Annotated in this window: 13 protein-coding genes; all 13 read left to right on the top strand. The window is 63.5% G+C overall.

The window, feature by feature from the left end; genetic code table 11:
* Nucleotides 1–11 precede the first annotated feature (11 nt).
* Nucleotides 12–1,013, top strand: coding sequence for a Gfo/Idh/MocA family protein (locus tag D6Z24_RS08060; protein WP_129126047.1), 1,002 nt, complete (start codon nucleotides 12–14; stop codon nucleotides 1,011–1,013).
* Nucleotides 1,014–1,244: 231 nt separating this feature from the next.
* Complete coding sequence (locus D6Z24_RS08050) at nucleotides 1,245–2,384, top strand: glycosyltransferase family 4 protein (RefSeq protein ID WP_246014604.1); 1,140 nt, start codon at nucleotides 1,245–1,247, stop codon at nucleotides 2,382–2,384.
* A gap of 26 nt (nucleotides 2,385–2,410) precedes the next feature.
* Nucleotides 2,411–3,508: a CgeB family protein gene (locus D6Z24_RS08045; protein ID WP_129126044.1), complete on the top strand. Its 1,098-nt coding sequence runs from the start codon at nucleotides 2,411–2,413 to the stop codon at nucleotides 3,506–3,508.
* A gap of 351 nt (nucleotides 3,509–3,859) precedes the next feature.
* On the top strand, nucleotides 3,860–4,963 hold the full coding sequence (locus D6Z24_RS08040; RefSeq protein WP_129126043.1) for a CgeB family protein: 1,104 nt from the start codon (nucleotides 3,860–3,862) through the stop codon (nucleotides 4,961–4,963).
* Complete coding sequence (locus D6Z24_RS08035) at nucleotides 4,960–6,015, top strand: CgeB family protein (RefSeq protein ID WP_129126042.1); 1,056 nt, start codon at nucleotides 4,960–4,962, stop codon at nucleotides 6,013–6,015. Before D6Z24_RS08040 ends, D6Z24_RS08035 begins: the two co-directional genes overlap by 4 nt.
* 75 nt (nucleotides 6,016–6,090) lie before the next feature.
* Entirely contained in the window at nucleotides 6,091–6,870 is a 780-nt protein-coding gene (locus D6Z24_RS08030; RefSeq protein ID WP_129126041.1) for a TIGR04290 family methyltransferase, read from the top strand.
* Between the two features lie 214 nt (nucleotides 6,871–7,084).
* On the top strand, nucleotides 7,085–7,897 hold the full coding sequence (locus D6Z24_RS08025; RefSeq protein ID WP_129126040.1) for a TOBE domain-containing protein: 813 nt from the start codon (nucleotides 7,085–7,087) through the stop codon (nucleotides 7,895–7,897).
* Nucleotides 7,898–8,011: 114 nt separating this feature from the next.
* A complete protein-coding gene (locus D6Z24_RS08020) occupies nucleotides 8,012–8,878 on the top strand; it encodes a substrate-binding domain-containing protein (protein ID WP_129126039.1) in 867 nt (288 codons plus the stop codon).
* Between the two features lie 3 nt (nucleotides 8,879–8,881).
* Entirely contained in the window at nucleotides 8,882–9,580 is a 699-nt protein-coding gene (locus tag D6Z24_RS08015) for an ABC transporter permease (RefSeq protein WP_129126038.1), read from the top strand.
* Nucleotides 9,577–10,677, top strand: coding sequence for an ABC transporter ATP-binding protein (locus D6Z24_RS08010; protein ID WP_129126037.1), 1,101 nt, complete (start codon nucleotides 9,577–9,579; stop codon nucleotides 10,675–10,677). The genes D6Z24_RS08015 and D6Z24_RS08010 overlap by 4 nt, the downstream gene beginning before the upstream one ends.
* Nucleotides 10,678–10,744: 67 nt before the next feature.
* Entirely contained in the window at nucleotides 10,745–11,086 is a 342-nt protein-coding gene (locus D6Z24_RS08005; RefSeq protein WP_129126036.1) for a DUF2845 domain-containing protein, read from the top strand.
* 22 nt (nucleotides 11,087–11,108) lie between these two features.
* The gene (locus D6Z24_RS08000) at nucleotides 11,109–11,672 is read left to right on the top strand and encodes a manganese efflux pump MntP (RefSeq protein WP_129126035.1); all 564 of its coding nucleotides are present in this window, start codon (nucleotides 11,109–11,111) and stop codon (nucleotides 11,670–11,672) included.
* A 202-nt stretch (nucleotides 11,673–11,874) separates the two neighbouring features.
* Nucleotides 11,875–14,910 carry an ATP-binding protein gene (locus D6Z24_RS07995; protein WP_129126034.1) on the top strand — a complete coding sequence of 1,012 codons (3,036 nt, stop codon included), beginning with the start codon at nucleotides 11,875–11,877 and terminating at the stop codon, nucleotides 14,908–14,910.
* The last annotated feature ends 87 nt before the right edge of the window (nucleotides 14,911–14,997 follow it).

Here is a 14,997-nt window from a genome sequence, read left to right as displayed (position 1 = left end):
AAGGGGAAATGATGAAGAAGAAAACGGCATTGCCGAGGGTTGGTTTTCTGGGGACCGGCTGGATCGGCCGTCACAGGATGCAGGCCATCGCCTTGAGCGGCGAAGCGGAGGTCGCGGCGATCGCGGACCCCTGCGAGGAGAACGCGCGTGAGGCGGCGAAGCTGGCGCCCGGGGCGGTGTTGGTCGAGGATCTGGATGCCCTGTTGGAGCTCGACCTGGACGGGGTGGTGATCGCCACACCTTCCGCCGGGCATTGCTACCAGGCCCTGCGCGCCCTGGACCGGGGGCTTGCCGTGTTCTGCCAGAAACCCTTGGGAAGAAACGCCGAGGAGGCCCAGCTCGTGGTGCATGCCGCCCGGTCGATGAACCGGCTGCTGGGGGTCGATTTCTCCTACCGTTTCGCCGACGGCATCATGAAGATCCACCAGTTGGTCAGTTCCGGTGAAATCGGGCAGGTCTACGCCGCGGACCTCACCTTCCACAACGCCTACGGACCGGACAAGCCGTGGTTCTACGATCCCGAGCTTTCCGGCGGGGGGTGTCTCATGGACCTTGGCAGCCATCTTGTCGATCTGGCGCTCTGGTTTTTCGGCTACCCCGAGGTGCGCAGCGTCTCCAGCTCGATCTTTGCCGGCGGGGAGAGGTTGAAGACTGGGAGCGGCAAGGTCGAGGACTACGCGGTGGTCTCCCTGGTGCTGGAAGAGGGGCATGCCGTCCGCCTTGCCTGCTCGTGGAACGTCTCCGCGGGGCGCGACGCCGTGATCGAATCGAGCTTCTACGGCACCCGCGGCGGTGTCAGCTTCAAGAACGTCCAGGGCTCCTTCTACGACTTCGTCGCCGAGCGCTTCCGCGGCACCGCCTCGGAGACCATCTCCTCGCCTCCCGACGAGTGGGGTGGGCGATGCGCCGTCGCCTGGGCGAGGCAGTTGCGGCTCAGCAAAGGCGCCTTCGACCCGCAGGCGGAGCACCTCGTGCGCGTCGCCCAGGTGTTGGACCAGGCATACGGTAGGTAGTCTCCCGGAGGTTCCCGTGAGTTTCGTGAGTTGCGGGAACGGTCGAGCGGTGAAGCGGGGAAGCGGTGAAGCGGGGAAGCGGTGAAGCGGGGAAGCGGTGAAGCGGGGAAGCGGGGAAGCGGGGAAGCGGTGAAGCGGTGAAGCGGTGAAGCGGCGAAGCGGTTGCCCACGAAGCGCAGAATGTGGCCTTAGGTTCCCCTCTTTGCGAAGGGGGGGCAGGGGGGATTTGCCTTGGTCCGACCATACAACCACCAATTGAAGGCGCCATCCCGGGGAATGGTCGGCAAAGTGACGCCGCCGGGGCTCGTACTGATGACGGCGGACCCCATCGGCGGGGTCTGGAATTACGTCCTCGAACTCGTGCGCGGGCTCTCGATCCATGGCGTGCAGGTGGCGCTGGCGACGATGGGGCAGCCCCTCTCACAGGAACAGCGGCGTGAAGTGGCCGAGGAGGGGAACGTCACGCTTTACGAAAGCGAATACCGTCTCGAGTGGATGGACGACCCCTGGCACGACGTCGAGCTGAGCGGGGAGTGGCTTTTATCGCTCGAGGCGGAGCTGAAGCCCGACCTCGTGCACCTGAACGGCTACGTCCATGCCGCGCTCCCATGGCAAAGCCCATGCCTCGTCGTCGCCCACTCCTGCGTCCTTTCCTGGTATCAGGCGGTGCGCGGCAAAGAGGCGCCGCAGCGCCTGCACGAATACCGCGACAGGGTAACCCGAGGACTCGCCGCGGCGGGACTCGTGGCCGCCCCTTCGGCGGCGATGCTGGAAGCGATCCGCCGCATCTACCTCCCGCTGCCGGACGCGCAGGTGGTCTACAACGCGCGGGCCCGCACCCGCTTCCGCCCGGGTAGGAAGGAGGATTTCATCCTCGCCGTGGGGCGGGTATGGGACGACGCGAAGAACATCGCCGCGCTGGTTAAGAACGCATACGACCTGCCGTGGCCGGTGTACGTGGCGGGCGAGATCAACCGCCCGGACGGCGGGTCCGCTGCTGTGGAGGGGGTGAACCGCCTCGGCGTTCTCGCTCCCGACGCGCTTGCCCCTTGGTACGCGGCGGCGTCGGTCTACGCGCTCCCCGCACGCTACGAGCCTTTCGGTCTCACGGTTTTGGAGGCGGCCCTCTCCGGTTGCGCCCTCGTTTTAGGCGATATCCCGAGCCTGCGCGAACTGTGGGATGGGGCGGCCGTTTTTGTCGATCCCGAATCCCCAGGGCAACTGCAAACCGAACTCTGCGCCCTTTGCGCCGACCGTAACCGGCAGGCGCGTCTTGGGGAAAAGGCGCTGGAGCGAAGCCGCAGCTTCTCCGCCGCCAGGATGACCGCCGGCTACCTGGACCTCTACGACCGGCTCCGGGGGCAGGCGTGACAAATCACGCGACAACGGAAGGACCCATGCGCATCGTAATGTTTTACCACTCCATAGTCTCCGACTGGAACCACGGCAACGCCCATTTCCTGCGCGGCGTGGCTACCGAACTGCGCCTCATGGGGCACGAGGTCGCGGTGTACGAGCCCGACGAAGGGTGGAGCTACCGGAACATGTTGCGCGACAGCGGCGAGTACGCGCTGCAGGAGTTCGAACAGGTCTACCCGGGGCTTGTCGGGATACGTTACCGGCTGGATGAACTCGATCTGGACCGGGCCCTCGCGCAGGCGGACCTGGTGATCGTGCACGAATGGAACGACCCGGAACTCGTCCGGCTGATCGGCCTGCACCGCAAGGGGGGCGGGCGCTACCGGCTCCTCTTCCACGACACGCATCACCGAAGCGTGACCGATGCCGAAGCGATGGCCGCCTGCGACCTCTCCGGCTTCGACGGCGTCCTTGCCTACGGCGGAAAGATCCGCGACATCTACCTCGACCGCGGCTGGGCGAAAAAGGTGTGGGTCTGGCACGAGGCGGCGGACGTGCGGGTCTTCGCGCCGGTAGAAGGGGCGGACAAGGTGGGGGACGTCGTCTGGGTCGGCAACTGGGGCGACGACGAGCGCAGCGAGGAGATCCGCGAGTTCTTCGTCGAGCCGGTAAGACGTCTCCATCTCAAAGCGGCGGTGTACGGGGTGCGCTATCCGCGCCAGGCGCTGCAGCTCCTTGCCGAGAGCGGGATCGGCTACGGCGGTTGGCTCCCGAACTTCAACGTCCCCAGGGTCTTCAGCAGGTTCCGACTCACCGTTCACATACCGCGTCGCCCTTACGTGGAGGCGCTCCCGGGGATCCCCACCATCCGCCCCTTCGAGGCGCTCGCCTGCGGCATCCCGCTCGTTTCCGCCCCTTGGGTCGACAGCGACAGGCTCTTCGAGGCGGGCAAGGACCTTCTTTACGCCCGGGACGGGCGGGAGATGGAAGCCAGGATGAAGGCGCTGCTCGAGGACCCCGGCAAAGCGCACCGGCTCGCCGCGCACGGGCGGCAGACCATACTCGCACGGCACACCTGCCGGCACCGGGTTGAGGAACTGCTCGCCATCTGCCGGGAGCTGGGGGGCGGCGATTAGCGGGTTATTCCGGGGGGTCCAAGGGGACGGGGATTTGGGGGACGGCGAATTGCGACAAGGGTCTCCACGAAGCACCGCATGTGAACTCGCGCTCCCCCCTTTGCGAAGGGGGGACGGGGGGGATTTGCATTTTATTGGCAGGTTCGAACAGAAGTCGCTCAGCATCTGCCGTCTGACTGCGCACTGTGCGGGAATGGTCTGGCATAACCAAGGCAAATCCCCCCTTGCCCCCCTTCGCAAAGGGGGGGACGCTGGGCCAGCTTCCTGCTTTGAGGGAACACACATTGGTTTCCCGGAATTCCCGGTCAACCTCGGGACGCTTCGAAGAACCGCATAGAAAGGAAAACCCCCATGGCCGCACCGCTCAACATCTCCTTCTTCGCCTCGAGCCTGGTCTCCGCCTACTGGAACGGTGCCGCCACCTATTACCGCGGCATGGTCCGGGCGCTTGCTAGCCTCGGGCACCGTGTCACCTTCTACGAGCCCGACGCCTACGGCCGCCAGGCGCACCGCGACATGGAGGACCCGGACTGGGCGACCGTGGTGGTCTACCCGGCTACCGAGGAGGGGGTGTTCCGATCCCTCGAGGCCGCTCGCGGCTCGGACCTCGTGGTGAAGGCAAGCGGCGTCGGGGTCTTCGACGCGCTGCTCGAGGCCGAAGTGCTCCGCCTGAAACGGGAAGGGACCCTGGTGATCCTCTGGGACGTGGACGCACCGGCGACCCTGGAGCGGATCGGAACCGACCCTGCAGACCCCTTTCTCCCCCTCGTGCCGCAGTACGACATGATCCTCACCTACGGCGGCGGCGATCCCGTCGTGCGCGCCTACAAGGGCTTCGGTGCGCGGGAGTGCGTTCCCATCTACAACGCACTCGACCCGGACACCCATCACCCGGTCCCCCCCGACGAGCGGTTGCGTGCCGACCTCTCCTTCCTGGGGAACCGTCTGCCCGACCGCGAACGGCGCGTCGAGGAGTTCTTCCTGACCGTCGCCCAAAGCCTCCCCCGGCGCAGCTTCCTCTTGGCCGGCAGCGGCTGGGAGGATAAATCCAAAAGCGAAAACGTTCGTTACATCGGTCACCTCGGAACCGGCGACCACAACGCGTTCAACTGCAGCCCGATGGCGGTTCTGAACGTGAGCCGCGACGGCATGGCGCGAAACGGCTTTTCACCTGCCACCCGCGTCTTCGAGGCAGCGGGTGCCGGCGCCTGCATGATCACCGACCTCTGGGAGGGAATCGGCGAGTTCTTCGAGCCGGAGCGCGAGATCCTGGTCGCGGCCAACGGCGAGGAGGTGGCGCAGATCCTGGATCGGCTTACCCCTGCGCTTGCCGCGGAGGTGGGGCGTAAGGCGCGGGCGCGGGTGCGCGCCGAGCACACCTACGCGCATCGGGCCAGGCAGTTCGAGGAGATCTTTTCTGCCGGATCGGCGCGGCGCACCGGGAGGTGGTCATGAAGATAGTCGTCCTTGGGCTCTCGATCACCTCTTCCTGGGGAAACGGTCATGCCACCACCTACCGCGGCCTTTTGCGGGAAATGGACCGCCGCGGGCACGAGATCCTCTTCCTTGAGCGCGACGCACGCTGGTACGAGGCGCACCGCGACCTCCCGGAGCCCCCCTTCTGCAGGACGCTTCTCTACGGCTCACTGGACGAGCTTTTCTCGGAATACGGCCCCGAGATCTGTGATGCGGATTGCGTCATCGTCGGCTCCTACGTCTACCAGGGGATCGAGGTCGGAAAGTGGGTGAGCCGGCACGCGAAGGGAATCAAGGCATTCTACGACATCGACACCCCGGTGACCCTGGCCGCCCTTGCCAGGGGGGAGTGCCAGTACCTGAGCGAGGACCTGATTCCCTGCTACGACCTCTATCTCTCCTTCACCGGCGGCCCGACCCTCGACCATCTCGAGCGTCACTACGGCTCCCGTGCCGCGCGCCCCCTTTACTGCTCCGTCGATCCGCTGGTGCATTTCCCGATGCCGGTTACGCCGCGCTGGGATCTGGGGTACCTCGGAACCTACAGTGACGACCGGCAGCCCGGTCTGGAGCAGCTCCTTTTCCAGGCCGCCTCCCACTGGCGCAAGGGGCGCTTCGTGGTCGCCGGCGCCCAGTATCCCGCCTCGCTCAATTGGCCGGAGAACACGCATCACATCGAGCATCTTCCTCCCGAGTGTCACAGCGAGTTCTACAGCTCGCAGCGCTTCACGCTCAACCTGACCCGGAGGCAGATGCTCGTTGCGGGGTATTCTCCGAGCGTGCGTCTTTTCGAGGCGGCCGCCTGCGCCGTTCCAGTTGTGTCGGACCGCTGGCCGGGGCTGGAAGAGTTCTTCACACCGGGCGAGGAGATCCTCGTCGCCTCCAGTGCCGAAGAGATGCTTCGTTTCCTGCAGCGCTTTCCGGAGGAGGAGCGTCGCGCCATCGGAGAGCGAGCACGCGCCCGGGTGCTCGGCCACCACTCCGCCGCCTGTCGCGCCGAGGAACTCGAGGAATACCTGACCGCTCTGTAGTCCTCCCTCCGGAGGGGGACTGGCACCTGCGGAGCAAGTCCCCCGGGAGTCAAATTCTTTTCGAAAGGTAGCCGCATGAACCACGCGAAACCGAGAACGCTGGAAGAAGACATCAAGGAACTCTCCCCCTGGTTTCACAACCTGCACCTGCCGGACGGAACCGAAACGGCCCCGGACCACTTCCTGGGAGACTTTCCGTCTTTCAAATGGCGCGAGATCTCCGACTGCATCCCCGAAGACCTGAACGGCTGGAGCGCGCTCGACATCGGCTGCAATGCCGGTTTCTACTCCTTCGAACTGGCGCGCCGCGGAGCCCGCGTCCTGGGGATCGACTGCGATGGTCACTACCTGGAGCAGGCGGACTGGGCGGCCGAGCAGTACGGCCTGCGCGACCGGGTCGAATTCCGGCAGATGCAGGTGTACGACTTGGCGCGCATCAAGGGGAAGTTCGACCTCGTCCTCTTCATGGGGGTCTTCTACCACCTGCGCTACCCGATGCTCGCCCTCGATATCGTGGCCCAGAAGACGGCGGGGATGCTCGTTTTCCAGACCATCACCATGCCCGGCCGAGAGGTGGCGGGGCAGCACGATTTCTGGATCAACGAACGCGACGCCCTCCTCGAGCCTGGGTGGCCGAAGATGTCCTTCATCGAGGAGCGCTTCGCGGGCGACCCGACCAACTGGTGGATCGCAAACCACGCCGGTATCGAGGCGATGCTCCGCTCCGCTGGGCTGCGCATAACCGAGCATCCCGGCGACGAAACCTACCTTTGCCGGCCCGATCCCCTGCATCCCTCCTGCATGACCACCTGGAACCGGGCGGAGTTTCTATCGGCCACAAACGCGGCTACGTGAGAGCATCGGTAGTCCCGGGACCGAAAAAATGTATACGCCCCCACCTTCCTACTTTTCTTGTTTACGCTATGTTGTTTGTGATATAACGGCTGCCCAATCGTATTTCTATTGGTGATTAACTTTACACTGACTGTCTTCGACGTATACTGACTCGAATTCTGCGCTGAGACAGTGAATGAAGTATCTATGTCATTGGGTGCATCGAGGTGAGATTTTGAGCCAGGGCGTAAAACGCGGCATTGAGCTCGAAGGGGCTCTCTGGTTCCACAAGGACGACCAGAAGTTCCTTGGGCTGGACCGGATCAAACTGCTTGAGACGATAGACGAGCTAGGCTCCATCACCAAGGCTGCGAAGGCGGTGGGGATCAGTTACAAGAACGCGTGGGACCTGGTCAACATGATCAACAACCTGGCGGAAAAGCCGCTCGTCGAACGCGTCACCGGCGGCAGGGGCGGCGGTGGAACGACCCTCACCCCATACGGCAAAGAGGTTGTGAAGCAGTACGGAGTGCTCCAGGAAGAGCACCGTAAATTCCTGGAGAATCTCGAGGGGAGACTCGGCGACACGGCAAGCCTGTACCAGCTCCTGAGGAGGATTTCCATGAAAGTCAGCGCCCGCAACGTTTTGTCCGGAACCATCACCAGGATCACCCGAGGGCCGGTCAACGCCGAGGTCACCCTCACCCTCACCGGCGGAGCCCCGCTTGTCGCCGTCATCACCAACGGCGCCGTCGATAACCTTGCCCTCAGGGAAGGCGGCTCCGCCTATGCCATCATCAAGGCGAGTTCCGTCATGGTCGGGACCGACCTGCACGACGCGAAAATCAGCGCCCGCAACGTCATGTGCGGCACCGTCGTCAAGGTGATCGAGGGAGCCGTCTCCACGGAAGTCGACGTCGAGGTGGGCGGCGGCAACACGATAAGCGCCGTGATCACGCATGAAAGCGGGACCACCCTGGCCCTCAAGGTCGGCGGACACGCCTGCACCCTCTTCAAGGCCTCGAGCGTCATCCTCGGCGTAAGCTGAAACCAAGTAAGGGGACGGACACCCCGTCCCTTTTTCCAGGCGTGTCGCTATATTCGGAGCACTATGACGCTTGGCGGCACGCGGAAAAAATCACTAAAAAAGGAGTAGCCCTGCATGAATCGAATCCTAAGAATGCTTCCCCTGTTCGTCGCCCTGTTCCTCGTGAGCGCGGTCGCCTCGGTCTCCACCGGTTGGGCCGCCGAGCAGAAAAACCTCATCCTCGCCACCACCACCTCGACGCAGGATTCCGGTCTTCTCGACGTGCTGATCCCGATCTTCGAGAAGCAGACCGGCTACTTCGTCAAGACCATCTCGGTAGGTTCCGGCCAGGCCATGAAGATGGGGGAGAAGGGTGAGGCGGACGTGCTCCTCGTGCACTCCCCGGAGGCCGAGAAGAAGTTCATGGAAGGCGGTTTCGGGCAGAACAGAAAGCTCGTCATGCACAACGACTTCATCATCCTCGGTCCGGCGGGCGATCCCGCGAAGATCCGCGGCACGAAGACCGCCGCCGAGGCGCTTAAGACCGTCGCAAAGACCGGCTCCCTCTGGCTCTCCAGGGGTGACAACTCCGGGACCCACGCCAAGGAGAAGGGGCTTTTGAAGGCCGCCGGCATCAACCCCGAAGGGCAGAAGTGGTTCCAGCAGACCGGTCTCGGCATGGGTGAGACCCTGAACGTCGCCGCCGAGAAGAAGGGGTACCTCCTCTCCGACCGCGGCACCTATCTGGCCCTCAACAAGAAGGCGCATCTCGGCCTGCAGATCATGGTGGAAGGCGAGCCGAAGCTCCTCAACGTCTACCACGTCATCGAGGTGAACCCCGCCAAGTGGCCCAAGGTGAACAACGCCGGCGCCAAGGCGTTCGCCGACTTCATGGTCTCCAAGAAGGTCCAGGGGATCATCGCCACCTTCGGCAAGAAGGAGTTCGGTTCCCCGCTCTTCTTCCCGGATGCCGGCAAAGACCCGAAGAGCCTGGGGCTGTAATTAATGGACGTAATCCTTGAAGGGATCTTAAAGGCCGCCCAGCTCCTCGCTTCGCTCGACAGCGAGGTGCTGGGCATCGCCTGGCTTTCGCTCAAGGTCTCCGGACTCGCCACGCTCTTCTCGCTTGTCATCGGCATCTCGGCGGGGACGCTGGTCGCCCTGACGAGCTTCCCCGGCAAGAAGATCCTGGTGAGCGTGGTGAATACCGGGATGGGCCTGCCGCCGGTGGTGGTGGGCCTGTTCGTTTCCATCATGCTCTGGAGAAACGGCCCGTTGGGCTACCTGGAACTTCTCTACACCCCGACCGCCATCGTCATCGCGCAGACCGTCATCGCCACCCCCATCGTCATGGGGATCACCATCGGCGCCATGCAGAACCTCCCGGCGAACCTGAGGCTGCAGATCCTCGCCCTCGGCGCCACCAGAAAGCAGATGGTCATGATGCTCGTCCGGGAGGCGAGGCTGCCGCTTATGGCCGGCGTCATGGCCGGTTTCGGCGGGGTCATCTCCGAGGTGGGCGCCTCCATCATGGTGGGGGGCAACGTGCGCGGCTATACCCGCGTCCTCACCACGGCGACGGTGATGGAGACCGGGCGGGGCAATTTCGACATCGCCATTGCCCTGTCGGTGATCCTTCTGCTATTCTGCTTCGCGGTCAACTACATCCTTACCTACATCCAGCAGCGAGAAAGGCCTAGATGACACAGCAACAAAACGTGCTCGACCTGAAAGGGCTGAGGGTGGATCGAGGCGGCGTGCCGGTGCTCGATATACCCTCTTTTTCTTTGTCGGAAAACGAATTCGTCTCACTGATCGGACCAAACGGCGCCGGGAAGTCTACGCTGCTTCTTTCCCTTTTGGGTCTTATCAAGCGTAGCAGCGGCACCGTCTCCTACCGGGGGCGTCAGATAGCGAATTCCGCCGATTGGCTCAAGGTACGCCGCAGCATCGCCATGGTGCTTCAGGAACCGCTTCTCTTCGACGCCACCGTCTTCGACAACGTGGCGAGCGGGCTGAAGATCAGGGGGATGGGGCGCGGCGAGATCAAGAGCCGGGTCACGTCCTACCTGGAGCGCTTCCGGCTTGCCGACATGGCGCAGCGCTCGGCGCGCAAGCTCTCCGGCGGCGAGGCGCGCCGCGTGAGTCTCGCCCGCGCCTTTGCCGTGGAACCCGAGGTGATTCTTTTCGACGAGCCTTTCGCCAACCTCGATCCCCCCACGAGACAGGCGCTCACCGAGGACATGGACGGCATCATCCGCGACCGCGGCATCGCCGCCATCCTGGTCACCCACGACCAGTCCGAAGCGCTCAGGATGTCGCAGCGCATCGTGGTGATGAACGGCGGGCGCATCGTCCAGGAAGGGACCCCTGCCGCGGTGATGAACCATCCCGTGAACGAGTTCGTCGCCAACTTCGTCGGGATGGAGACCATCCTCGAAGGAGAGGTGGTTGACAACCGGGACCAGCGGATGACGGTTCGGGTGGCGGGAAGCGAAATAGATACGGTGGGGGAGGCGCAGCTCGGCGCGTTCGTCTACTGCTGTATCCGTCCCGAGAACGTCACCGTGAGCCTGGGCCATTCCGAGGAGAAAAGCAGTGCCCGCAACCATTTCGCAGGGCGCGTCGTAGGCATCGCCACGATGGGCCCCTTCCTCGAGCTGCGTCTTGACTGCGGTTTCCCGCTCACAGCCTACGTCACCCGGGAATCGTTCGCGGAGCTTGCCCTGTTCGAGGGTAAGGAGATCTTCGCCTCCTTCAAGGCCACCTCGGTGCACGTAATCGGCAGACGCGCGGCGTAATATCCTTTTCAAAAGCAGGCTTCCGCTATATAGTCCTGCTCTGACTACACCTGAGGGAGGAACGGCTATGAAAGCATTCTTCGGTTTTCTTGCGGCCCTTTGCGTGACCCTGGCGGCGTTTGACTGTGCCTCCGCCGCCGATTCCGAGAGCATGCGGTGCAAGGGGGGGATCGTCTCCATCGGCAATTCGGCAGGCGAGGTGGTGGCGAAATGCGGGGAGCCCGCGACCGCGACGCAGAGCTCTAAAAAGGTAGTGGAGAAGGGGACCTACGGGACCAAGACCGCGACCGTCACCACCATCGTCGTGGACAACTGGATCTTCAACTTCGGCCCCAATGAATTCCAGTACCAGCTCGAGCTTCAGGACGGCCGCGTTTGCCGGATCCAGAGCCTCGACTACGGGTACTAAGGCCACATCAGCAGGAGAATCAATGGATTGGATCAGCATCATGGGGATCGCCGTGGCCCTCGCCATGGACGCCTTCGCCGTCGCCCTCGCTGCGGGCGCGGTCTTGAACCCCATCACCGGGCGGCACCTTTTCCGCCTCGGCTTTCACTTCGGCCTTTTCCAGGCCCTCATGCCGATCGCCGGCTGGCTTTTGGGGCTCACGGTCCAGAAATGGATCACCTCCTATGACCACTGGATCGCCTTCGGCCTTCTTGCCTATGTGGGCGGAAGGATGATCGTCGAGGCCTTCGATGACGAAGAGGATGGGGACCCCTCCGATCCGACCCGCGGACTCACCATGGTGATGCTTTCCATAGCCACCAGCATCGACGCCTTCGCGGTCGGTCTTTCCCTCGCCATGCTGGGCGTCAGCGTCTGGGTACCCTCCGTTGTCATAGGCATCGTCGCGGGCGTCCTCACGGTAACCGGCATGCTCCTGGGGCGAAAGCTGGGCGACAACTGGGGAAAGAGGGTGGAGGTCTGCGGCGGGGTGGTCCTTTGCCTCATCGGACTCAAGATCCTTCTTGAACACACGCTGCTGAAATAGCGTCGATGATGCGCCGTCCCATCATTGATCCCCAATACCTTTTTCAGACATTATCGGCTAAAGTCACCGGGGCGTATGTCGATACGCTTTCATGTGGAATTTTGAAATATCGGGTGCGTTTTCGCCCGTCACTTCACCCCGCGTGATCCAGTGGCCACCGTTTTCAGCCATGTCCTGCTAGAACCTGCGCAAGGATGCCGGCATGTCGCTGAGAACCTTTCTAACCCGGCTGATTCTGATCTGCGTGCTGCCACTTGTGCTGCTCGCCGCCTATCTTGCTGCCGACAACGTCCGAACCCTCAAAAGACAGTACGAACTCCAGGCTAAAACCCTCACCCGCAACGTTGCCATCGCTCTCGACCGCCAGGTTGAATCGTTGGTGTCCGGGCTGCAAGTGCTGGCCGCTTCGTCCTCGGTCGGCGACCCCGCCCGCCTTGGCGAGCTGTACCAGGAGGCGCAGCTTTTCCACCGCACCTTCGACAGTCACGTCCTGTTATCCGACCTACAAAAACAGATGATCCTCAATACGCGGGTTCCTCTCGGAGCCCCGCTGCCCCATCTCCCCGTGGTGCGGGGGCGTTCCTCTTTTGGCGCCGTCATGGCTACGGGCAGGCCCGCGGTAAGCGACCTCTTTTTCGGCCCTGTCGCCAGGACGCCGCTTGTGTCCATCGCCGTCCCCGTGGTCCGCAACGGGCGCACCACGGAGGTCCTTCTCTGCCTCACCGAAGCGAGCAAATTCCAGCACCGCCTCGACGAACTGGTCATCCCTGCGGACTGGGCGGTTTCCGTAGTGGACGGCAGCAACGCCGTCATCGCCAGACGGGCGCCAAAGGGGCAGCCGCAAAAGGTGTCGCAGAGCGGGCATGGGCGTTTCAGGGCCGGAGCTACCCTAGCCCCTTGGTCCGTCGTGGTCGAGGTCCCTGAAAAGACCTACGGCGCTCCCATGCGCGGCGCCGTGCTCGCCATGTTCGCCGCCATCGCCGCCGCCACCTTGGTGAGCCTGACCGGTGCGATGTTAGCCGGTCGCCGTCTCGCGCGGTCGGTGGAGGCGCTGGCGCAGACGCCGGGAAGCGCGGACGCTGGTTCCCCCATCGCGGAGGTCGAGGAGGTGAGGGGGATGCTTCTCTCGGCGGCATCCGCCAGGGAGAAGGCCGAGGCGACCTTGCGTGAAAGCGAGGAACGTCTGCGCCTTTTAGGAGACAACCTGCCGGAAAGCTACGTGTACCAGTACCACCACGAACCGGACGGCAAGGTCCGCTTCGTCCACCTGAGCGCCGGAGTGGAACGGGTGCACGGCGTCACCAGGGAGGCGGCGCTCGCGGACCCCTGGGTGCTGCACGGTCAGATCGACCCCGAACAGCTGCCCGAACTTGCCGAACAGGAGCAGTTAAGCGGCGCATCACTGTCGGATTTCAAGATGGAGTTGCGCATGCGGCGCGCCGACGGGGAGTGGCGCTGGCTGCAGATGCGTTCCCGCCCGAGGAAGCGTTCTGACGGAATCGTCGTTTGGGACGGCGTCGCCACCGACATAACCGAGCGCAAACTGGTGGAGGCGCGCATCGAGCACCTGAACCGGGTGCTGCGCGCAGTGCGCACGGTGGACCAGCTCATCGTGAGGGAGCGGGACCCGCTGCGTCTGACCGAGGGGGTGTGTCAGCTTCTCGTCGAGCACCGCGGTTACGGCAGCGCCCTCATCGTGCTCACCGACCGGGCAGGAGGCGTTCTCCATGTGGCGCAGTCCGGCGCGGGCGACCCCTTCCCGGGGGTGGCCGAAATGCTGGAGCGGGACGGCATCCCGTCATGCTGCCGCAAGGAGATCGGCCGGACCGGGGTGTTCAGCATCACGGAGGGGGGGCACATCTGTGTCGATTGTCCTCTTTCCAAGGGGCTTAGGGAGCAAAGGACCATGTGCATCGTCCTGCGCTACGAACAGGACCTGCACGGGCTGATGGTGGTCTCCCTGAACGGCCACGAGGGGGGCGACAGCGAGGAGACCGAGCTTTTCGCGGGGCTTGCCGGAGACGTCGCCTTCGCCATCCATAACATCGAACAGGGGCGGGAGAGGGTCCGCATGCAGGACGAGCGCGACCGTTTCGAAGCGGAGCTGCGCCAGGCGCAGAAGATGGAGGCGATCGGCCAGCTTGCCGGGGGCATCGCCCACGATTTCAACAACATGCTGAGCGTGATCGTCGGTTTCACCCAGCTTGCCATGGCGCGTCTCGATCCGGAGGATCCCCAGTACGGGAATCTGGAGCAGGTCAGAAAGGCGGGAGAACGCTCGGCCGAACTTACCAGGCAGCTCCTCGCCTTCTCGCGCAAGCAGGCCGCGGCGCCTAAGGTGGTGGATCTGAACGAGGTGATCTCGGACCAGCGCAAGATGCTCTCACGGCTCATCGGGGAAGACCTGGAAGTAAATTTCCAGGCAGCGGCTGATTTGTGGAACATCAGGATCGACCCGTCCCAGGTGCACCAGATCCTCACCAACCTGGCGGTGAACGCGCGGGACGCCGTGCAGGGGGTGGGAAGGGTGACCATAGCCACCGCAAACGTCACCCTTGATCCGGGCGAGAGCATGCATCTGCAACTCACCCCGGGCGAGTACGTTCTGCTTGCATTCAGCGACACCGGCACCGGGATGGACCCGCAGACCAGGGAGCGGATCTTCGAGCCGTTCTTCACCACGAAGAAGGAAGGGAAGGGGACCGGGCTCGGACTTTCAACGGTGTACGGCATCGTGCGGCAAAATGCCGGCGCGATCCAGGTGGAGAGCGCCCCCGGCGCAGGCACCACGTTCCGCATCTATTTCCCGCGCACAGCCGAGGAGGCGGTAACGACTCATGAAAACAGGAACCAGACGCAAGCCGCCGGCACCGAAACGGTGCTCGTCGTCGAGGACGAGGAACAGGTCTTGAACCTCACCCGAGTTATGCTCGAGGAGGCGGGGTACCAGGTCCTTCCGGCCCGTAGCGGGGCTGATGCCCTCGCCACCTGCGAAAGTTACCAAGGCGAGATCCACCTCCTTCTGACCGATGTGGTCATGCCGATGCTGAACGGCAAGGAGTTGCAGGAACAGGTGCTGAAGGTCAGGCCCGGCGTGAAGACCCTGTTCATGTCGGGATACGGGGAGGAAATCATTGCCCATCGCGGCATCCTGGATCACGGCACCGCGCTCCTATCCAAGCCTTTCAGCGGAGAGCAGTTGTTGCGTAAGGTGCGCGAGGTGCTCGATGCACAGTAGTAATGGCGGATTTTACTGTCATAAGATTTTCTTGAACTGTTAGCATAGATCTGTATATTTTTCCTACATACGTATTCCCTAAAGTAT

The organism is Geomonas oryzae (assembly GCF_004117875.1).
Classification (GTDB): Bacteria; Desulfobacterota; Desulfuromonadia; order Geobacterales; family Geobacteraceae; genus Geomonas; species Geomonas oryzae.
Note: the sequence above shows the minus strand (reverse complement) of the source record. Positions and strands in the feature narration are given on the sequence as shown.